The organism is Streptomyces sp. NPDC050534, assembly GCF_044457745.1.
Lineage (GTDB): Bacteria > Actinomycetota > Actinomycetes > Streptomycetales > Streptomycetaceae > Streptomyces.
The window spans coordinates 271,652-292,056 of sequence record NZ_JBITHF010000006.1 but is presented as its reverse complement, the minus strand read 5'-3'; the positions used below and the strand labels follow the sequence as shown (position 1 = coordinate 292,056).

General features: G+C 70.7%; 18 protein-coding genes. 9 read left to right on the top strand and 9 right to left on the bottom strand.

What is annotated here, in order from left to right; translation table 11 throughout:
* Positions 1 to 16: 16 nt before the first annotated feature.
* The 3 genes from ACIBN2_RS21420 to ACIBN2_RS21410 all read left to right on the top strand — a co-directional run bounded on the left by ACIBN2_RS21420 (position 17) and on the right by ACIBN2_RS21410 (position 4,419).
* Positions 17 to 1,135, top strand: coding sequence for an LLM class flavin-dependent oxidoreductase (locus ACIBN2_RS21420; protein ID WP_399136217.1), 1,119 nt, complete (start codon positions 17 to 19; stop codon positions 1,133 to 1,135).
* Between the two features lie 96 nt (positions 1,136 to 1,231).
* Entirely contained in the window at positions 1,232 to 2,962 is a 1,731-nt protein-coding gene (locus ACIBN2_RS21415) for an amidohydrolase family protein (RefSeq protein ID WP_399136215.1), read from the top strand.
* On the top strand, positions 2,959 to 4,419 hold the full coding sequence (locus ACIBN2_RS21410) for an aldehyde dehydrogenase family protein (protein WP_399136213.1): 1,461 nt from the start codon (positions 2,959 to 2,961) through the stop codon (positions 4,417 to 4,419). The genes ACIBN2_RS21415 and ACIBN2_RS21410 overlap by 4 nt, the downstream gene beginning before the upstream one ends.
* A gap of 18 nt (positions 4,420 to 4,437) precedes the next feature.
* On the opposite strand, the gene ACIBN2_RS21405 is transcribed toward ACIBN2_RS21410, so the two are convergent.
* On the bottom strand, positions 4,438 to 4,830 hold the full coding sequence (locus ACIBN2_RS21405; RefSeq protein ID WP_399136211.1) for a nitroreductase/quinone reductase family protein: 393 nt from the start codon (positions 4,828 to 4,830) through the stop codon (positions 4,438 to 4,440).
* Positions 4,831 to 4,940: 110 nt separating this feature from the next.
* Between ACIBN2_RS21405 and ACIBN2_RS21400 the strand changes: the two genes are divergently transcribed.
* The gene (locus ACIBN2_RS21400; protein ID WP_399136209.1) at positions 4,941 to 5,840 is read left to right on the top strand and encodes an endonuclease/exonuclease/phosphatase family protein; all 900 of its coding nucleotides are present in this window, start codon (positions 4,941 to 4,943) and stop codon (positions 5,838 to 5,840) included.
* Here the strand turns inward: ACIBN2_RS21400 and ACIBN2_RS21395 are convergent.
* Positions 5,809 to 7,323 carry a CehA/McbA family metallohydrolase gene (locus ACIBN2_RS21395; protein ID WP_399136207.1) on the bottom strand — a complete coding sequence of 505 codons (1,515 nt, stop codon included), beginning with the start codon at positions 7,321 to 7,323 and terminating at the stop codon, positions 5,809 to 5,811. The two genes, ACIBN2_RS21400 and ACIBN2_RS21395, sit on opposite strands and share 32 nt — an antisense overlap.
* 166 nt (positions 7,324 to 7,489) lie before the next feature.
* On the opposite strand from ACIBN2_RS21395, the gene ACIBN2_RS21390 reads away from it, so the two are divergent.
* The 3 genes from ACIBN2_RS21390 (at position 7,490) to ACIBN2_RS21380 (ending at position 11,666) form a co-directional block, all read left to right on the top strand.
* Positions 7,490 to 8,338, top strand: coding sequence for an LLM class F420-dependent oxidoreductase (locus tag ACIBN2_RS21390; RefSeq protein ID WP_399136206.1), 849 nt, complete (start codon positions 7,490 to 7,492; stop codon positions 8,336 to 8,338).
* A gap of 38 nt (positions 8,339 to 8,376) precedes the next feature.
* Positions 8,377 to 10,989, top strand: coding sequence for a bifunctional FO biosynthesis protein CofGH (locus tag ACIBN2_RS21385; protein ID WP_399136205.1), 2,613 nt, complete (start codon positions 8,377 to 8,379; stop codon positions 10,987 to 10,989).
* 119 nt (positions 10,990 to 11,108) lie between these two features.
* Positions 11,109 to 11,666, top strand: coding sequence for a hypothetical protein (locus tag ACIBN2_RS21380; RefSeq protein WP_399136203.1), 558 nt, complete (start codon positions 11,109 to 11,111; stop codon positions 11,664 to 11,666).
* Positions 11,667 to 11,675: 9 nt separating this feature from the next.
* Here the strand turns inward: ACIBN2_RS21380 and ACIBN2_RS21375 are convergent, their stop codons facing one another.
* On the bottom strand, positions 11,676 to 12,176 hold the full coding sequence (locus tag ACIBN2_RS21375) for a DUF2165 domain-containing protein (protein WP_399136201.1): 501 nt from the start codon (positions 12,174 to 12,176) through the stop codon (positions 11,676 to 11,678).
* 212 nt (positions 12,177 to 12,388) lie between these two features.
* Between ACIBN2_RS21375 and ACIBN2_RS21370 the strand changes: the two genes are divergently transcribed.
* The gene (locus tag ACIBN2_RS21370; RefSeq protein ID WP_399136199.1) at positions 12,389 to 13,504 is read left to right on the top strand and encodes an ADP-ribosylglycohydrolase family protein; all 1,116 of its coding nucleotides are present in this window, start codon (positions 12,389 to 12,391) and stop codon (positions 13,502 to 13,504) included.
* A gap of 31 nt (positions 13,505 to 13,535) precedes the next feature.
* On the opposite strand, the gene ACIBN2_RS21365 is transcribed toward ACIBN2_RS21370, so the two are convergent.
* From ACIBN2_RS21365 to ACIBN2_RS21355, 3 genes are all read right to left on the bottom strand, one after another.
* Positions 13,536 to 14,135, bottom strand: coding sequence for a DinB family protein (locus ACIBN2_RS21365; RefSeq protein WP_399136197.1), 600 nt, complete (start codon positions 14,133 to 14,135; stop codon positions 13,536 to 13,538).
* An 84-nt stretch (positions 14,136 to 14,219) separates the two neighbouring features.
* Positions 14,220 to 15,794 (bottom strand): sodium:solute symporter family protein, encoded by a 1,575-nt coding sequence (locus tag ACIBN2_RS21360; RefSeq protein WP_399136196.1) that lies wholly within the window; start codon positions 15,792 to 15,794, stop codon positions 14,220 to 14,222.
* 228 nt (positions 15,795 to 16,022) lie between these two features.
* A complete protein-coding gene (locus tag ACIBN2_RS21355; RefSeq protein ID WP_399136194.1) occupies positions 16,023 to 16,808 on the bottom strand; it encodes an SDR family oxidoreductase in 786 nt (261 codons plus the stop codon).
* An 85-nt stretch (positions 16,809 to 16,893) separates the two neighbouring features.
* Between ACIBN2_RS21355 and ACIBN2_RS21350 the strand changes: the two genes are divergently transcribed.
* Positions 16,894 to 17,739 (top strand): hypothetical protein, encoded by an 846-nt coding sequence (locus ACIBN2_RS21350; RefSeq protein WP_399136193.1) that lies wholly within the window; start codon positions 16,894 to 16,896, stop codon positions 17,737 to 17,739.
* Between the two features lie 135 nt (positions 17,740 to 17,874).
* Here the strand turns inward: ACIBN2_RS21350 and ACIBN2_RS21345 are convergent, their stop codons facing one another.
* The 3 genes from ACIBN2_RS21345 to ACIBN2_RS21335 all read right to left on the bottom strand — a co-directional run bounded on the left by ACIBN2_RS21345 (position 17,875) and on the right by ACIBN2_RS21335 (position 20,230).
* Positions 17,875 to 18,066, bottom strand: coding sequence for a DUF397 domain-containing protein (locus ACIBN2_RS21345; RefSeq protein ID WP_393868694.1), 192 nt, complete (start codon positions 18,064 to 18,066; stop codon positions 17,875 to 17,877).
* A 214-nt stretch (positions 18,067 to 18,280) separates the two neighbouring features.
* A complete protein-coding gene (locus ACIBN2_RS21340; RefSeq protein WP_384251875.1) occupies positions 18,281 to 19,138 on the bottom strand; it encodes a helix-turn-helix domain-containing protein in 858 nt (285 codons plus the stop codon).
* A 333-nt stretch (positions 19,139 to 19,471) separates the two neighbouring features.
* Entirely contained in the window at positions 19,472 to 20,230 is a 759-nt protein-coding gene (locus tag ACIBN2_RS21335) for a GPP34 family phosphoprotein (RefSeq protein WP_399136192.1), read from the bottom strand.
* Between the last annotated feature and the right edge of the window lie 175 nt (positions 20,231 to 20,405).

The window sequence follows — 20,405 nt, the reverse complement described above, 5'->3', positions numbered from 1 at the left end:
GGGATGGTGACCCGCCTTGGAATTCGGGCTCTTTGTACAGGGATACGTGGGCAAGCGCGCCGAGACCGACCCGCTCGCCGAACACAAGGCGCTGATGGAGGAGACCGAGTACGTCATCCAGGCGGACAGGTCGGGCTTCAAGTACGCCTGGGCGTCCGAGCACCACTTCCTGGAGGAGTACTCGCACCTCTCCGCCAACGACGTCTTCCTCGGGTACCTGGCGCACGCCACGGACCGCATCCACCTCGGCTCCGGGATCTTCAACCCGCTCGCCCAGGTCAACCACCCGGTGAAGGTGGCCGAGAAGGTCGCGATGCTCGACCACCTCACCGAGAACCGCTTCGAGTTCGGCAGCGGCCGCGGGGCCGGCTCGCACGAGATCCTCGGGTTCATACCGGGCGTGACCGACATGAACTACACGAAGGAGATCTGGGAGGAGACGATCGCCGAGTTCCCGAAGATGTGGCTCCAGGACGAGTACGTGGGCTTCCAGGGCAAGCACTGGCAGCTGCCGCCGCGCAAGGTCCTGCCCAAGCCGTACGGGAAGTCGCACCCCGCCATGTGGTACGCCGCCGGGTCGCCGCCGTCGTACGCGATGGCCGCGAGGAAGGGCCTCGGGGTGCTTGGGTTCAGCATCCAGAAGGTCTCCGACATGGAGTGGGTGCTGGAGCAGTACAAGACGGCGGTCGTGAACGCGGAGCCCATCGGGGACTTCGTCAACGACAACGTGATGGTGACGACGACGGCGATCTGTGCGCCGACGCACGCGGAGGCGATCGACATCGCCGTGCACGGCGGACTGCACTATCTGCCCTCGCTGGTGTTCCGGTACCACGACACCTTCCCGCGGCCCGAGGGGTTCCCGGTGTGGCCGGAGACGCTGCCCGAGTACACCCCGGAGTTCGTGGAGCTGCTGATCGAGGAGGAGTTGCTGATCTGCGGCGACCCGGACGAGGTGCTCACGCAGTGCAAGCGGTGGGAGCAGGCCGGGGCGGACCAGCTGAGCTTCGGGCTGCCGGTGGGGGTGCCGAAGGAGGAGACGCTGCAGACGATCCGGCTGATCGGGGAGCACGTGATTCCGAAGATCGACACGGATCCGGTGCATCGGACGTCCCGGTTCCGGTCTGCCGTGTGATCGCCGTTGCGGGGTGCGGGTCGTCTGTGGCTGGTCGCGCCGTTCCCCGCGCCCCCAAAAACTCCAGCGCAACGGAGGCCTGAGGAGGCCAGGTTCATGCTCGATCACGTCATCAAAGGGGCGACGGTTGTTGACGGGACCGGGGAGCCCGCACTTGTCGCCGACGTCGGCATACGGGATGGCCGCATCGCCGTCATAGGAAGTGTCACCGAGGAGTCGCGCACCACCGAGGACGCGTCCGGGCTCGTCCTCGCGCCCGGGTTCGTCGATCCGCACACGCACTACGACGCCCAGCTGTTCTGGGATCCGTACGCGACGCCCTCTCTCAACCACGGGGTGACGACCGTGGCCGCGGGCAACTGCGGCTTCACGCTCGCCCCCTTGAATCCGTCCCGGCCCGAGGACGCCGACTACACCCGGCGGATGATGTCCAAGGTGGAGGGCATGTCGCTGGTGGCGCTGGAGGAGGGGGCGCCCTGGAGCTGGCACACCTTCGGGGAGTACCTGGATGCCCTCGAAGGGAGGATCGCCGTCAACGCCGGTTTCATGGTGGGCCACTGTGCGCTGCGGCGGCATGTGATGGGGCCGGACGCGGTCGGCGGGCAGCCCAGTGAGGAGCAACTCGCCGAGATCGTACGGCTGCTGCACGAGGCCATGGACGCCGGTGCCTGGGGGTTCTCCACCACCCAGTCCTCCACCCACTCCGACGGCGACGGGCAGCCCGTCGCCTCCCGGCACGCCGAACCGGCCGAGCTGCTCGCGCTCTCGAAGGCCGTCGGCGAGCACGAGGGGACGCAGATCGAGGCGATCGTCGCGGGCTGCCTGGACCAGTTCAGCGACGCGGAGATCGATCTGCTCGTGGAGATGAGCGCCACGGCCGGGCGGCCCCTGAACTGGAACGTGCTGACCGTGGACGCGGCCGTCCCCGAGCGGGTGCCCCGGCAGCTGTTCGCGAGCGAACGGGCGCGCAAGGCGGGCGGCCGCGTCGTCGCGCTGACCATGCCGATCCTGACGCCGATGAACATGTCGCTCGGCACGTTCTGCGCGCTGAACCTGATACCCGGCTGGGGGCCGGTCCTGGGACTGCCCGTCCCGGAGCGGATCGCCAGGCTGCGGGACGCGGACGTAAGGGCCGAGATGCTGCGGCGCGCCCAGTCGAAGGAGGCAGGCGTCTTCCGGCGGCTCGCGAACTTCGGGCGGTACGTCATCGGCGACACCTACAGCGAGGCCAACGCCGGACTGTCCGGGCGGGTGGTGCGGGACATCGCGCAGGAGCGGGGGCTCGACCCCTTCCACTGCCTGGTCGAGATCTGCGCCGCCGACGACCTGCGTACGGTCCTGTGGCCGATGCCCACCGACAACGATCCGGCGTCCTGGGCGCTGCGGGCCGAGACCTGGCAGCACGAGGACGTCCTGCTCGGCGGGTCCGACGCGGGCGCGCACCTGGACCGCATGTGCGGGGCGCCGTACACGACGAGGTTCCTCGGCGACTGTCTGCGCCGCCGCAAGCTGGTCGGTCTGGAGCAGGCCGTGAAGATGCTGACCGACGACCCGGCGCGGCTGTTCGGGCTGCGCGAGCGGGGCCGGGTGCGGGAGGGCTTCCATGCGGACCTGGTGCTCTTCGACCCGGAACGGGTCGACGCGGGCCAGGCCACCCTGGTGCACGACCTGCCGGGTGACAGTCCGCGCCTGGACGCCAAGGCGCTCGGGGTGCGGGCCGTGTGGGTCAACGGGGTCGAGGCGATCCGGGACGACGTGGTGAGCGGGGCCGTACCGGGCACGGTGCTCAGGTCCGGGCGGGACACGACGACGGTGAGCACCCGGTGAGCCAAGTGGCCGACGGGCAGCGGCTGTTCGTCGGCGGTGAGTGGGTCGAACCCGGCGGCGGCCACTACGCCGTCACCGACCCGGCGACCGAGGAGACCGTCGGCTGGGCGCCGGAGGCGTCGCGGGATCAGGTGGCCGCGGCGTGTGCCGCGGCCCGCGAGGCCCTCGGACCGTGGTCGAGGACCCCGCCCGCGGAACGGGCCGCGGTCCTCGGCCGCGCGGCGGACATCATCGGCACCCACTTCGCGCCGTACGCCGAACTGGCGCGGGCGGAGACCGGCGCCACCACCGGGACGGCGCGCGCGATGCAGGTCGGGGTGGGCATGGCCCGGTTCCGGCGGTACGCGCGCGTGGAACCCGCCGAGTGGGCGATCGCGCCGCAGATCAACGAGGCTGGACCGATGGGGAAGGCGGGCGTGATGGGCGCGCTGGCCGTGCGCCAGCCGGTCGGTGTCGTCACCTGCATCACGTCGTACAACAACCCGTGGGCGAACCCGGCGGGCAAGATCGCTCCCGCGCTGGCCATGGGCAACACGGTGGTCGTGAAGCCGGCTCCGCAGGACCCGCTGTCGGTGTACCGGATGGCGGAGGCCCTGGAGGCCGCGGGCGTACCGCCGGGCGTGGTGAACGTGGTCTGCGGGCAGTCGGCCTCGGTCGGCGAGGCGGCGGTGGAGTCGGCCGACGTCGACATGGTCAGCTTCACCGGCTCCACCGCGGTCGGGCAGCGCATCGCCGCGGTGTGCGGCCGGGACATGAAACGCCAGCTGATGGAGCTGGGCGGCAAGGGCGCGGCCCTCGTCCTCGACGACGCGGACCTGGCGTCGGCGGTGACGGGGATCGGCACCACCTTCTCCTTCTACAGCGGCCAGATCTGCACGGCACCGACGCGGGTGCTGGCACAACGGGGCGTCTACGACCGCCTGGTCGAGCAAGTCGCCGCCTATGCAAGCCGGTTGAAGGTGGGGAACCCGAGGGAACCGGACACGGTGGTCGGCCCGGTGATCTCCGCGGCGCACCGCGACGGGGTGGAGTCCTACGTCGAACTGGGCCGCAAGGAAGGCGCGGTGGTGGTCACGGGCGGCGAACGTCCCCCGTCCGAGCGCGGGTTCTACGTCGCCCCCACCCTCCTCGCCGACTGCACCAACGACATGCGGGTGGCCCGCGAGGAGATCTTCGGCCCGGTGGTCGTTGTCGTCCCCTTCGACGACGAGGACGAGGGCGTCGCCCTCGCCAACGACAGCGACTACGGGCTCATCGACTACGTGTGGTCCGGGGACGTGGCCCGCGCCTTCCGCGTGGCCAGGCGGCTGCGGGCCGGCGGGGTCGGCGTGAACACCGTCGGACGCAACATGGAGGCGCCGTTCGGAGGGTTCAAAAGGAGCGGTGTCGGCCGCGACGTCGGCTCGTACGCCCTGCACGCCTACAGCGAGGTGCAGGCCATCGTCTGGCCGGGCTGACCCCGGCCGGCGCCGCCGTCACCGATCCAGATCGACCCGCACGGTCAGCAGCGCCGCCCCGACCACCCGCACGGCCAGGCTGTTCATCCGGGGCAGGGTGCGCAGCCGTGCGACCGGGTCGTCGTCCGGCAGGAGATGGGCCGTGCCGGTGTACCAGCGACCACGAAGGCGGACCCGCACCCGCGGGTCCGCCTTGATGTTGCGCACGTACTGCGACCGCTCCCCGAACTCGGAGACCAGCCAGAACGAGTCCCCGACCCGCCGCCCCCCGACGGGCGTCCGGCGCGGCAGCCCGGAGGTGCGGCCGGTCGTCTCCAGGAGCGTGTGGCCCGGCAGCCTGCGCATGACCGCGTTGAGACGGCGCTGGAACGCCGTGACGGCGCGGTACTTGGTCTCCGAGTGGCGGGGCATGTTTTCGGTTCTCCTGTCGCTGCGCGGTCCCGATGCTCTTCAATGTTGCTCTCGGGGGATCGGACGAACGGCGGAACTTCGAACGTTCCTGCACGAAAGACGGTGGCGTCATGCGGGTGGTGACCTGGAACCTGTGGTGGCGCTTCGGCCCCTGGGCCGAGCGGCAGAAGGCCATTCTCGCAGGGCTGCGGGAGCTGCAGCCCGACGTCGTGGGGCTGCAGGAGGTGTGGTCCGCCGACGGCGAGAACCTCGCCGAGTGGCTCGCCGGCGAGCTCGGCCTGCACTGGACCTGGGCCGCCTCGCCCGCCTCCGAGCGCTGGCAGCGGCGGATAGGCGAGCCGGGCGTCGAGATCGGCAACGCGGTACTCAGCCGCTGGCCGGTCGTGGAGCGTGAGGTGCTGCGGCTGCCCGCGCCCGAGGAACTGGACGACGGGCGCCTCGCCCTCTACGCCCGCCTGGACGCCCCCGGCCACCCGGTGCCGTTCTTCACCGTCCACCTGTCGTCGCCGCTGCACGCCTCGGCCGTGCGCCGTACCCAGGTCACCGCCCTGGCCGAGTTCGTCGCCGCCCACCGCGGCGGCACGGACTTCCCGCCCGTCGTCACCGGGGACTTCAACGCCGTGCCCGACTCCGACGAGATCCGCCTCTTCGGCGGCTTCCGTACCGCCCCCGTCGTGCCGGGCCAGGTCTTCTTCGACGCCTGGGAGTACGCCGACCCGGCCGCCCCGTCCGCCACCTGGGACACGGCGAACGATTACGTGCACCCGGGCCTCGGCCCGAGCACGCGCATCGACTACGTCCACGTCGGCGCCCCGGCCGGCCCCGACGGCATCGGCACCGTCCGGCACGTGCAGCGGGCGGGCGACGGCCCGGTCGACGGCGTGTGGCCGTCGGACCACGCGGCGGTGGTCGTGGACCTGGCCGCCCCTGCTCCGGTTCAGCAGACGCCCGAGGACGACGGGACTCTCGCCACGGGCACTAGCGCCGCCCCAGGAAGATCGGGTTGCTGAACGCCGCCAGGGCCCCCGGCACCGGCCCCGCCGCCGTCTCGTGCCGCAATTCCGCCCGCACGTAGGCGGCGTAGGCCGCGGTCGTGTGCCATTCCGCCGTGCCCGAGCCTGCGACGGGGAGCGGGTCGCCGGTGAACAGGACGCCCTGGTCGGTGACGATGCGGATCGTGCAGCGCGGGGCGCCGGTGGCCTCCACGCGGACCGTGACGGGGGTGTCGGCGGCGACCTCCAGGCGTTCGCCGATCCCGGCGTGCTGCCCCTTGTCCCCGCTTGCCGTGAAGGTCAGCGAGATGTTCTTGGACTCGGCGACGTAGGAGCGGCCCGCGCGGATGCCGTCCTGGATCGCGGTGCGGGTCAGGTCGTCGGCGAGGACGACGGTCTGCGGGAGGCCGACGGCGTCCGGGTCGCGGTGCGCGTCGCTGTTGCCCATGGCCGGAATCCACTCGCGGCCCTCGCGCACGGACGCGACCAGCAGGTTGTCCCACTCCGCGAGCGCCACCTCGTCGTCCGGCGTGTACGGCCCGTTCCACACCTCGATCGCGTCCGCCTCGCCGAACCCGAACTTCCAGCCGCACCCGATGCAGGTGGCGTGCGGATGGGCCGGCACCACCAGGCCGCCGGCCCGCCGGATCTGCCGGGCGTACCTGCCGAAGCGGTTGTCGCGGGCCCGGTAGCGCCAGTCGACGAAGGTGCCGGGCTCGGTGCCGAGCGCGACGACGTGGCCGTTGCGCGTCGTGATCTCCTCGCCGAGCAGGATCAGCAGGTCCTCGCCCGCCTCGGTGGCCCAATGGGGGTGCGAGGTATGGGTGTTGTGGTCCGAGGAGTTGATGAAGTCGAGCCCGGCCGCCCGCGCGAGGGCCGCGATCTCGGCGGGCGTGCGGCGCCCGTCGGAGTACCAGGAGTGGAGGTGGCAGTCGCCCCGGTACCAGGCGCGGCCGCGCCCTCTCGCCCGCTCCGGCGGGTACACGGGCGCCGGCGTCCGGCCCGGCTCCCCGTACGTCAGCGTGACCGTGAGTTCGTACGACAGCCCCTGCGGGGCGACCGTGTACGGCCCCAGCGCCACATGCCAGGTGCCCTCCCGCACCGGCCCCGGCACGTACCCCGGCGTGGCGTCGTCCGCGCGGATGAAGAACTCCGAGCGCGCGCCGCCCGACCAGCCGCGGAAGCCCCGGCCGCCGGGCTCGGTGCCGCGCTCGTCGAAGATGCCGATGTCGAGGGCGTTGCCCTGGGTGCCGGCCGGGACGGACGGCTTGTCGTAGGTGTAGGCGACCTTGATCTCCCGTACACCGGAGGGGACTTCGACGGGTACGTACACGAAGTCCGGCGAACCGGTGGGCAAAGTGCCGCGAATCGTCGCTGTCGTCGGGGTTCCCTGGTCCTGGCCGTCGGCCGCCGCGAAGCTCACGCTTCCCAACGTAAGCGCCGCGGCCGTGCCCGTCACGAACAGGGCGCGTCGTCCGATGCCGTGGGCGTCCTCACACATACGAGCCACCTTCGTGTCCGGGTGTGAACTTCCGTGAACGGAAAGGGGATCGGGGCTCGACGATATGACATGTACATGGATTCGGAAGTTCTTCCAGCGTTCTCCGTGAAAACAGGGCCGACTGGTCGGTATGGACATCTGTGGCCCCGCCGGGTACAGATGGCTCATGCGTATCGCTGTCACGATCTTCCTCACCGACGAGACCGTCACCCCCGTCCGGCTCGCCCGTGAGCTGGAACGGCGCGGATTCGCGGGGCTGTACCTGCCCGAGCACACCCACATCCCGGTGGAGCGGACGACCCCGTACCCGGCGGGCGGCGAGCTGCCGCCCGAGTACGGCCGCACCCTCGACCCCTTCGTCGCGCTCGGCCAGGCGGCCGCGGTCACCGAGCGGCTCGGCCTCGGCACCGGCATCACGCTGGTCGCGCAGCACGACCCGATCGCCCTCGCCAAGCAGATCGCGACCCTCGACCACCTCTCCGGCGGCCGCTTCACCCTCGGCCTCGGCTTCGGCTGGAACGTCGAGGAGGCCGCCGACCACGGCGTGGAGTGGAGGACCCGGCGCGACCTGGTGCGCGACCGGATGGCGCTGATGAGCGCCCTGTGGTCGGAGGAACCGACCGCGTACGAGGGCGAGTTCGGCAGCGTGCGGGCCTCCCACGTTCACCCCAAGCCGGCGCAGAAGCCGCGCGGCCCGGTCGTCGGCCCGCGCACCTTCGTCGGCGGGGCGGCCGGCCCCAAGCTCTTCTCCCACATCTGTGCGTACGCCGACGGCTGGATGCCGATCGGCGGGGGCGGCCTCACCGAGTCGCTGCCGGTGCTGCGGTCGGCCTGGGCGGACGCGGGCCGCGACCCGGACGCCCTGCAGATCGTCCCGTACGCCGTCTACCCGAGCCCCGGCAAGCTCGCGCACTACGCGGACCTGGGCATCGAGGAGGTCGTGGTCCAGCTGCCGCCGGCGGGGGAGGCGGAGGTGCTGCGGGTGCTGGACGACTACGAAGCCTTCCTGGGCTGACTTCCCGGCGCTGATCAGCTCGACCGTATGCTCGAAGGATGACGACTTCCGTGAGCTCCGGAACCGGCTCTTCCGACCGCCCCGGCGGCACCGGCCCGACCGGGAACTCCATGCGTCGCGCCCTCAAACGCGCCCGGGACGGCGTCGCGCTCGACGTCGCCGAGGCGGCCGTGCTGCTCCAGGCCCGCGGTGAGGATCTCCAGGACCTCGCCGCGTCCGCGGCCCGGGTCCGTGACGCGGGCCTGGAGGCGGCGGGCCGCCCCGGTGTCATCACGTACTCGAAGAGCGTCTTCGTCCCCCTCACCCGGCTGTGCCGGGACAAGTGCCACTACTGCACCTTCGTCACCGTGCCCGGCAAGCTGCGCCGCGCCGGGCACGGGATGTTCATGTCGCCGGACGAGGTTCTCGACATCGCCCGCAAGGGCGCCGCGCTCGGCTGCAAGGAAGCCCTGATCACCCTGGGCGACAAGCCCGAGGACCGCTGGCCCGAGGCGCGCGAGTGGCTCGACGCGCACGGCTACGACGACACCATCGCCTACGTCCGCGCCATCTCCATCCGCATCCTGGAGGAGACCGGCCTGCTGCCCCACCTCAACCCGGGCGTCATGTCGTGGACGGACTTCCAGCGGCTGAAGCCGGTCGCCCCGTCGATGGGCATGATGCTGGAGACGACCGCGACCCGCCTGTGGTCCGAGCCCGGCGGCCCCCATTACGGCTCCCCGGACAAGGAACCGGCCGTCCGCCTGCGGGTGCTGGAGGACGCGGGGCGTTCCTCCGTCCCCTTCACCTCCGGCATCCTCATCGGCATCGGGGAGAGTCACGAGGAGCGGGCCGAGTCGCTGTTCGCACTGCGGAAGGTGTCTCGGGCGTACCACGGCATCCAGGAACTGATCATCCAGAACTTCCGCGCCAAGCCGGACACCGCGATGCGCGGCATGCCGGACGCCGAACTGGACGAGCTGGTCGCGACGGTGGCCGTCGCCCGGCACATCATGGGCCCGAGCGCCTGTCTGCAGGCCCCGCCCAACCTCGTCGACTCCGAGTACGAGCGGCTGATCGGCGCCGGCATCGACGACTGGGGCGGGGTGTCCCCGCTGACCATCGACCACGTCAACCCCGAGCGCCCCTGGCCGCAGATCGAGGAGCTGGCCGCGAAGTCCGCGGCGGCCGGCTTCGAACTGCGTGAACGCCTCTGCGTCTACCCGGAGTTCGTGCGCCGCGGCGAACCCTGGCTGGACCCGCGCCTGCGCCCGCACGTCAGCGCCCTGGCCGACGCGGAGACGGGCCTCGCCCGGCCGGACGCCGTCGTCGAGGGCCACGCCTGGCAGGAGCCGGAGGAGGTGTTCGTCCCGTCCGGCCGTACGGATCTGCACACGTCGATCGACACCGAGGGCCGAACCTCCGATCGCCGGGACGACTTCGACGAGGTCTACGGCGACTGGGCCGAACTGCGCGCAGCGGCCGCCCCCGGCATGGCCCCCGAGCGCATCGACACCGACGTCCGCCAGGCCCTGGCGACGGCGGCCGACGACCCGACACGGCTGACGGACGACGAGGCCCTCGCGCTGCTGCACGCGGACGGCCCGGCGCTGGACGCGCTGTGCCAAGTCGCGGACGACGTACGCAAGTCGGTGGCCGGCGACGACGTGACGTACATCGTCACGCGCAACATCAACTTCACCAACGTCTGCTACACGGGATGCCGCTTCTGCGCCTTCGCCCAGCGCCGCACCGACGCCGACGCCTACACCCTCTCCCTGGACCAGGTCGCCGACCGCGCCCAGCAGGCGTGGGAGGTGGGCGCGGTGGAGGTGTGCATGCAGGGCGGCATCCACCCGGACCTGCCGGGCACGGCGTACTTCGACATCGCGAAGGCGGTCAAGGAGCGCGTGCCCGGGATGCACGTCCACGCCTTCTCCCCGATGGAGGTCGTCAACGGCGCGACCCGCACCGGCCTGTCCGTCAGGGAGTGGCTGAGCGCCGCCAAGGAGGCGGGCCTCGGCTCGATCCCCGGCACGGCGGCGGAGATCCTCGACGACGAGGTCCGCTGGATCCTGACCAAGGGCAAGCTGCCGACGGCGACCTGGATCGAGGTGATCACGACGGCGCACGAGCTGGGCATCCGCTCGTCGTCGACGATGATGTACGGCCATGTGGACCAGCCCCGCCACTGGCTGGGGCATTTGAGGACGCTCGCGCGTATTCAGCAACAGACCGGCGGCTTCACCGAGTTCGTGACGCTGCCCTTCATCCACACCAACGCGCCGGTCTACCTGGCGGGGATCGCCCGCCCGGGCCCGACGATGCGGGACAACCGGGCCGTGACGGCGATGGCCCGCCTGCTTCTGCATCCGCACATCCCCAACATCCAGACGAGCTGGGTGAAGCTGGGCACGGAGGGCGCCGCGGAGATGCTCCGCTCCGGCGCCAACGACCTGGGCGGGACCCTCATGGAGGAGACGATCTCCCGCATGGCGGGCTCCTCCTACGGCTCCTACAAGTCGGTGCGGGACCTGATCGCGGTGGCGGAGGCGGCCGGCCGCCCTGCGAGGCCGCGTACGACGCTGTACGGCGAGGTCCCGGAGGAACGGCAGCGGGCCGCGGCGGCGTCCGACGGACACCTCCCGGAACTGCTGCCCGTACTGGACTGAGCCCGTACTGGACTGAGCCCGTACTGGACTGAGCCGTCCCGGACGGAGCAGCGAGGGCGCCACAGTACGATGATCGGACCCCTGTTCCATCGGGTCCGAGGGGTCCTGTAACCGAGGAGATGCGTGCCGTGCCAGCCTCGAAGGTCTGGGTGACCGGCCTGACGGTGGGAGCGATAGCCGCGGTCACGGTCCTGGCCGTGCAGGCCGACAAGGGACCGAAACCGCACGCGGTCGCGGCCAGGCCCAGCACGTCGGCGCCGGCGCATCCGAAGCCCGCGCAGTCCAAGGGACCGGTCGCGGTGCCGGACGGCTCCGGCACCGGGCGCCGCATCGTCTACTCGCTCGGGCGGAAGACGGTCTGGCTGGTCGACGCGAGCGACGCGGCCCGGCGCACCTTCGCCGTCTGGCCCGGGACCGTCGCCCCGGAGCCCGGGACCTACACGGTCGGCACGCGTTCCGAGGGCCCCATCACCGGCTCGGACGGCGTGAAGATCGAGCACATCGTGTACTTCACCGTGCGGTCCGGCTCCAACATCGCCTTCTCCAACGCCGTGGACGGCTCCTCGCCGCCGCCCGCCTCCGGGACACCGACGGGCGGCATCCGGATGCGGACGGCGGACGGGGCGGCGATGTGGACGTTCGGGACGGCCGGTACGAAGGTGGCCGTCGTCAAGTAGGCCCGGGGGTCAGTCCTCGCCCCGCCGGCCGGTCAGCTGCACGACGATCAGGACGACCCCGCTCAGCACGAACACCCGCAGCGCCGCGTCGAGTCCGTTCCAGGTCTTCGACTGCCACATGGAGAACCACTCGCCGCCGACCGCGATGAAGCCGGCACCGAAGAGCAGCAGCAGCATCAGCAGGCCGTAGGTCGACACGGCACGGGCACGCGCGTGGTCGCGCCGGGCCCAGAGCCAGGTGCCGTAGACGAGGACCAGTGCGGCGACGGTCTCCCAGACGATGATGGCGACGTAGGCGGTGTTCTGCAGCCCCTTGCTGGTGACGGCCCGCCACATCAGGTCGTCGTCCTTGAACGTGGTGTCCATGGCCAGGACGTGCTGCACGAACGCCTGGTTGGTGCCGAAGTCGGTGATGTTCCCGAAGGCGACCAGAGCGATGTAGAGGGCGACGGTGGCTGTCAGGAGGGCGGCGGACAGGGAGAGGGCGTTGCGGGGGGTGGTTGTGGTCATGACAGCCATTCTCCCTGTGCCGGCCGACCGCGAGTGACCCGGACCGGGCCCGGGTCCGCCGCGAGCGACACCTGACCACTCCGGATCACTCAGGACCGTTCGGGACCATCCGTAGCGCATTTCGCATACCAGACCACCCCCTAAACCCACCGTCCTCGTTCGATTACAGTGCTGAGCTGTCATGCGTCGGACGGTGCCGGAGGGAGGCCCTGGTGAACGCGACGGCTGGGGCCGTGTGGGGCCGTGCCGAGCAGCAGGACTTCCGGAGCCGGGTGCGCGGGACGCTGCTCGGGGCCGCTGTCGGCGACGCGCTGGGCGCGCCCGTGGACGGGCTGGAACTCGACGCGATCCGGGACGAGTACGGCGCCGAGGGCGTCGTCGACCTCGCCTTCGCCTACGGCAGACGCGGCGCCGTGACCCATCTCACCCAGCTCACCCTGTTCAGCGTGGACGGGCTGATCCGGGCCCAGGTCCGCCGCGACACCGGCGCCTGGCATCCGCCGACCGATCTGCACCGGGCGTATCTGCGCTGGGCGGCCACCCAGCGCGACTGGGGGCCCGACGAGCGCCGCAAGGACGACGGCTGGCTGGCGCGCGAGGAGTGGCTCTACGCCCGGCGGGATCCCACCCGGTCGCTGCTGCTCGGGTTCGGCGACGAGAACATGGGGACCCTGGACGCGCCCAAGAACCCGGGGGAGGCCGGGCCCGAGGCGACCGCCCGGTCCGCGCCCTTCGGGCTGCTGGTCGGCTGGGAGCCGCAGCTGGTGGTCCAGCTCGCGGTGGAGTGCGCGGCCCAGACCCACGGGCATCCGGCGGCTCACCTCTCGGCGGGGGCGTACGCCGTGATCGTGCACGGCCTGGCCCGCGGCGAGAGCCTCGACGGCGCCGTGCAGCGGGCGCTCGCCCTGCTCGCCGCTCGCCCGGGGCATCAGCCGGTCTCGGACGCGCTCCAGCACGCGCTCGGCGCGGTACGGCAGGGGATGCCCACGCCGGCGCGGGTCGCCGAGCTGGCCGGTGACGGTACGGCGGAAGGCGTGCTGGCCGCCGCCGTGTACTGCGCGCTCGTGGGCGAGGACGTTCGCCACGGCCTGTGCCTCGCCGTCAACCACGACGGGCCCTCGGGCGCGACGGCCGCCCTCACCGGCGGTCTCCTGGGCGCCCTGCACGGCGAGACGGCCCTCCCGCCGGGCTGGCTCGCCGAGCTGGAAGGCCGTCCCACCCTCCTGGAACTCGCCGACGACTTCGCCATGGAGATGACCCAGGGCCCGGCCCTGCACGGTCCGGCCGGCTCGTCGCCGGGGTGGCTCGCCCGGTATCCGCGGGCCTGAAGCGTCAACTTCTCTGCGGCTGCGGCTGCGGCTACTGCGCCTTGCGCGCCGCCTCCTCGGCCGTGCGCTCGAGCCGGTCGCGGTACTCCTTCCACCACGCCGCGTCGTCCGTCGGCAGGCTGGAGTTGTCGTCCCGCATGCCCACGGCCCCGTCGAGGGTCTCGCGCAGGATGTCGGCGTGCCCGGCGTGCCGTTGCGTGTCGGCGAGGACGCGCACCAGGGCGTGATGCAGGGTCATGTCGTTGTCGCTCGGCCACCACGGCACATGGCCCTGTGCGTCGAGGGGCAGCGCCTCCACGGTCGCGTCGGCGTGCGCCCACGCCTCGCGGTAGCGGGCGACGACGTCCTCCCGCAACTCGTCGGCGGTGGCCCACATGTCGGCGTTCGGGTCGTCGGTGCAGGCGGGCGCGGCCCAGGGGCTCGGCACGCCGGACGGGCGGCCGAACGTGTCGCCCAGGTAGCCCAGTTCGACGAACGTCACATGCTTGACCAGGCCCAGGAGATTGGTGCCGGTCGGCGTCAGCGGGCGGCGGACGTCGTACTCGGAGAGGCCCTCGAGCTTCCAGAGCAGGGCGCTGCGGGCGTCCCGCAGATAGCGCAGCAGGTCGGCCTTGAAGTCGGGTGGCGTCATACGGTCAGTCTGCCCGTACGGAAGAACGCGTGAGGACCCGGGCCTGAACCACGGCCCGGGTCCTCCACGAATGATGACGGAGCGTCAGTCCTTCACAGGAGTACGTCCCGTGACGTCCTCCACCTCGCCCGCCGGCACCGGCACGGCGGCCGCCGCGCTGTCGTCGTCCGTGTTGATCCGCTCGATGACCGCCAGCCGCTCCGGGGTGTCCTCCGGCTTCAGGTGGCCGACGAGGATGTACAGCACCAGCGAGACGGCCAGCGGGATCGACACCTGGTACTGGAGCGGGACGCCGCCGTCGACGCTCCAGTTGATGGGGTAGTTCACCAGCCAGAAGGCCAGCAGACCCATCGACCAGCTGACGAGCGCCGCCGTCGGGCCGGAGCGGCGGAAGGGGCGCAGCAGGCCCAGCATCATCGGGATGGCTATCGGGCCCATGAGCCCCGCGACCCACTTGATGACGACGGTGATGATGTCCTTGAAGGCGGGGGAGTTGACCTGCGTCGCCACCGCCATCGACAGACCGAGGAAGAGCACCGTGGTCACCCGGGCCGCGATCAGGCCGGAACGCTCGCCCCAGGCCCGGGCCTTCTCGGACACCACCGGCGCCACGTCCCGGGTGAACACCGCAGCGATCGCGTTGGCGTCGGAGGAGCACATGGCCATCGTGTGGGAGAAGAAGCCCACGATCACCAGACCCAACAGGCCGTGTGGCAACAGCTGTTCGGTCATCAGGCCGTAGGAGTCGGAGCCGTCCGGCTTCTGCGCGTGCACCAGCAGCGGCGACACCCACATCGGGAAGAAGAGGACGACCGGCCAGACCAGCCACAGCACCGCGGACAGCCGCGCCGAGCGCTCGGCCTCCCGGGCGCTGCCGGTCGCCATGTAGCGCTGGGCCTGGTTGAGCATGCCGCCGTTGTACTCGAAGAGCTTGATGAAGAGGAACGCCAGCAGGAAGACCGTGCCGTACGGGCCCACCAGCGGCTTGCCGTGGCCGTGCAGGGCCGGCTGGTCGAAGGCGTCGAAGAGGCCGATGCCCTTGTCGTTCAGCTTCAGCACCACGGCCACGAACATCGCGACGCCCGCCAGCAACTGGATGATGAACTGGCCCAGTTCGGTCAGTGCGTCCGCCCACAGCCCGCCGATGGTGCAGTAGACGGCGGTGATCGCGCCGGTGATGAGGATGCCCTGGTTGAGCGAGATGCCGGTGAAGACCGACAGCAGGGTCGCGATCGCCGCCCACTTCGCGCCGACGTCCACGATCTTCAGCAGCATGCCCGACCAGACCAGCGCCTGCTGGGTCTTGAGGTCGTAGCGGTTCTTCAGGTACTCGAGGGGCGAGGCCACGTGGAGTCGTGAGCGCAGCCGGTTGATGCGCGGCGCGAACAGTTTCGAGCCGATGGCGATGCCCAGTGCGATCGGGAAGGACCACGTGACGAAGGACGTCACACCGTAGGTGTACGCGATGCCCGCGTAGCCCGTGAACAGGACCGCGCTGTAGCCCGACATGTGGTGCGAGATGCCGGACAGCCACCACGGCATCTTCCCGCCGGCCGTGAAGAAGTCGCTGACGTTGCCCACTTGCTTGTGCGACCAGATGCCGATGGCCACCATCACGCCGAAGTAGCCGATGAGCACGACCCAGTCGAGACTGTTCATGTGCCCCCCTTCCAGGGTCCGCCTTGTGAACCGCGCTCAGTTGGTTGGCACTTCGCCTGAGCGGGGTAGGGGCGTGGGAAGCCGGGAGAGGCCGCGAAGTGCCCGCTCATCGTGGGTGCGGTAGCGCGGACACGACAAGCGGACGTAGGGTCAAGAGCAAGTAAAGATGTTCGTCTTGCTGACCTCTGTTCACTCACATGAACAAACGGAAATGCCCGGACAGCGCCCTCAGCGCATCAGCTCCCCCGCGTTGACCAGCAGCGACTGCCCGGTGATGGCCCGCGCCCGGTCCGATGCGAGGAAGACCGCGGCGTCGGCCACGTCCCCGTCCGTCGCCAGGTCCGGCAGCGCCATCCGCTCGGTGAGCCGCCGGAGCACGTCGGGCTCGGGCGCCCCCTCGGTGTGGGCGGTGAACCGTACGTACGCCTGCACCGGCGGCCCCCACATCCAGCCCGGCAGCACGGTGTTGACCCGGATGCGGTGCGGGCCGAGCTCGCGGGCGAGGGAGTACATGGCGCTCGTCAGCGCGCCCTTCGAGGCCGCGTACGCCGCCTGCCGCACCTGGCTGGGCGCCGCCACCGACGACTGCGTGCCGATGAACACCACCGAACCGCCGCGCTCCTTGAGCGCCGGCAGACAGGCCCGGGTCATCCGCAGCGAGCCCAGCAGGTTCACGTCGATCACCGACTGCCAGGTGGTGAAGTCCGCGTCCTCCACGCCGCCGAAGTAGCTGTCCCAGGCCGCCACATGGACGATCGCGTCGATCCGCCCGAACCGTTCCCGCGCGAGCGCCGCGAGCTGCTCGCACTGTGCCTCGTCCGTGATGTCGGTCGGCCGGTACGCCGTGTGCGCCCCGTCCGGATCGATGTCGGCGGCGCTCTTGGCGAGGTTGGCCTCGGTGCGCGCCCCGAGCACCGCGTTCCCGCCGTCCCGTACGACCGCCGCCGCGACCTGATGACCGAGCCCGGCGCCGACCCCCGACACGACGACCGTTCTGCCCGTTAGCAGTGACATGACTGACCTCCGCCCTGACCCTGGCGCATTTTCTGACGGAGCGTCAGAGTATGGGCGAGCGGCCGACGAAGGAAGGGGAACGCCCATGTCCGAGGAGACCGGCACCCGCAGCGGGACGTACGCGGAACTGGCCGCCGTGGGGCCGTACGGGGTCCGTCCGGGCCATGCCCTGATCACCATGGTCGAGCCCCACCCCGGGCACGAGTACGCGTACAACCGCTGGTACGAGGACGACCACTACTACGCCGGCGCGATGGCCATGCCCTGGATGTACGCCGGACGCCGCTGGGTGGCGACCCGGGACCTCCAACTGCTGCGCTATCCGGAGCAGTCGGCGATCGCCAGTCCGGTGACCGCGGGCTGCTACATCTCCACGTACTGGATCACGGACGGCCGCTACGACGACCACATGAAGTGGACCGTGGCCATCAACAAGCGCCTCAACCGCGACGCCCGCGTCTACCAGGACCGTACGCACGTCTTCACGGCGTTCCAGGACCACGAGGCGACGGTCTACCGGGACGGGGCGGCCGGGCCGCGCGACTTCCACGCCCTCGACCATCCCTACGCGGGTCTGGTCGTGGAGGTGATCGACGCCGAATCGGCCGAACAGCGCGCCGAGTTGCTGGACTGGCTGCGCTCGCGGCATCTGCCGAAGCGGGTGGCGGGCTCACCGGCAGCGATGGTGACCGTCTTCCGGCCGACACCGCTGCCCGGCGATCGCATGACGTACGTGAAGCAGGTCGAGGGCGTGGACACGAGGCTGACCCTGCTGTGGTTTCTGCAGGCGGATCCGCGCGAGTGCTGGGAGGCGTATTTCGCGGACCTGGACGCGCCGGTGCGGGAGGCCGGACTGGGGAGGGTGGAGCTGGTGGCGCCGTTCGTCCCGACCGTGCCGGGGACGGACAAGTACGTGGACCGTCTGAGGTAGCGGACGGCCGGTGCGGCCGGGCACAAGCCGAGCCCCCTCGGCAAGGACGGCGAAGCTGGACGAGAGGGCTCTTCCTGTGGTGCTTGTGCAGTTGTGGAACGTGAACTCGGGCCGAGGATCAGAAAGATCCTCCCCTTACGCCTTGATCGAGCCGACGAAAGTGTTCCAGGCGTCGGCCGGGAAGGCCAGTACGGGGCCCTCGGGGACCTTGGAGTCCCGGACGGCCATGGCCGCGCGGACCGGTGACTTGATCTCGACGCACGCGCCGTTGCCGGTGGAGTACGAGGACTTGGTCCACGTGTGCGTGCCGCCCTGACGAATTGCCATTTTTGCTCCGAAGTGCCAGTTGTTGAGTTGCTGTCACCGCACGACGGATCCGACTCCGGATCCACAGCGCGGTTTGCGCCAACCTCTGGTGTGTGGTGGCGTGATCGACGCTACTCGCGAACCTCGGCATGCGAAGCGACTATTCGCTCGACCGGGTGGCATATTCCAGGTGGGTCTTCCAATTCGACCCGGGGAAGGTGTACGGTGCGGCGCTTCAGCGGGCATATTCCTTTGCGATGTCCGCGATGAACTGCCGGGACTGGTCCGGATTCAGGGCCTGGGCGCGCAGGTGCTCGTACATCACGCTGTATTTCTGCACGTCGTTGGCCTTCTCCAGGTACAGGTCGCTGGTGACGCCCTCGATGTAGACGACGCTGGAGTCGGCCGCGTCCGGGAACTCGAGGATCGCGTACTGGCCGTTGAGGCCGGGATGCGCCCCCATGTCGAACGGGATCACCTGCACGGTGACGTGCGGCAGCTGGGACTGCTCCACGAGGTGCTCCAACTGGTCGCGCATCAGGGAGCGGTTGCCCACCACGCGCCGAAGCGCCGCCTCGTCCATCACCGTCCACAGCCGCAGCGGGTTCTCCGGGGCGGTGATTCGTTCCTGCCGGCGCAGCCGCACCTGGACACGCTTCTCGATGTCGGCGGCCGCGGTCTCGGGGAGCGCTCCCGCGATCAGCGCCTCCGCGTACTGCCGGGTCTGCAGCAGGCCCGGGACGACCTGGGGGTCGTAGACCCGAAGGCTCGCCGCGTCCGTCTCCAGGCCGATGTACACGCTGTAGGGAATGTCGCCGAAGGAGTGCCACCAGCCTTGCTGGCGGCTGTCCTTGGCCATCTGCATGAGCGAGTCGACGATCCGGTGGTCCTCCACCTCGTAGACCCCGCACAGGTCACGGACGTCACGTTGGCTGATGCTGCGCCGGCCGTTCTCCAGCCGGCTGATCTTCGACTGCGACACCAGAAGCCGCTCCGCCACTTCCTCGGCCGTCATGCCCTTGAGCTCACGGAGCCGGCGCAGCTCCTGGCCCAGCCGGCGCCGCCTGACGGTGGGATTGACATTGGACGCCACGGGACGTGCACCTCCGGCTGCGTGCCTCGACTAGCCACTTTGCGTATCTGCTGTTGAGCAGACTGCCACCAAGGCGCGCGCCACCGCTGGGAAACAGTCGGATATGCGCTGCATACGCGCCAGTTCGCCGCCCTGTCCGCACATGCGGCCGCGCGGGGCGGCGGAACCGTCACGTCATCCGCAGGGGCGGATGTGGCATGACGGTCCCGCGGCCCCGCGCGGCCAGCGGCTCCCGTACCGGGTCTTGGGGACTGCCTGTTCAGGCTCGGTGCGGCGCTCGGCGGTGCGTGGTGCTGCGGTTGCGGTTCCTGTCGCTCGTCGTGGTGCTGCGGCTCAGTGCGCCACGACGCGCGCCATGGAGCCGCGGCGCGGCTGCATCGGAACGCCACGAGCGGGTTCCGGCGCTGACCTGGCCGGTACCGCGGCCTGACGGCCGGGCGGTGCGGCCGGGCTGCGGCGCGGCTGGGCCGCCACGCCGTTCTGGACGTCCATCACGGCGTGTGCCACGAGGCCGCCCATGGGGTCGTGCCTGATCAGATCCCGCAGCCGGGAACGCGAGGACCGTCCCTCGTTGCCCGGATACAGGTGCTTGCCGAGGCCGACCGCGTGGGCCAGGGCGGCGAGCGCCGCGGTCCGCGGGTCGGGCGGTACGCCGGTACGGATCGCGGAATCCAGCCGGGCCCTGATCTCCCGGCTGATTTCGGTGTCCGTCGCCTGGTACCGCGTCGTCGGCAGCACTCCGCACATCTGGCCCGCCACGGCATGCACCATGCCGCACCGCTCCAGATGAGAGAGATAGGTCTGGCGCAGCCCGAGACGGGGTCCGCCAATCCAGTTCACTGCCCGCACGGGAGCGCCGCGCCTACGCAGCAACTCCAACGCGCAGTCCAACGTTGGATCTCCAGTCGGCCGTGGGGCTACCACGGCGATACGATCCCCGTCTGGGGCTATCCGTCCGGCCAGCGCCAGCTCCACTAGCTGCGCTCCGGCCAGACCGAGGTCGAGCGACTGCGGCTGTGCAGTGGTACCCGTGGTCGGGTCCAGTGCCAGCAGCAGAAGCTCCTCCGGAATTGTTCTGCGGCTCCTGCCCATCCATGCCTCCCCGCGTGGATGAAAGACAGGGTGACCCCTCTCACATTGGTCTGTCGAGGGTGCGTGACCTCTTTGTGAGGGAACCGGTAGGTATGTCGTTCTCGTCTACCGCAGGGGTTAAGCCCGCACACAGGACACTGGTACATGGTTCGGACAGCGCGTTTGACCGGTGTCC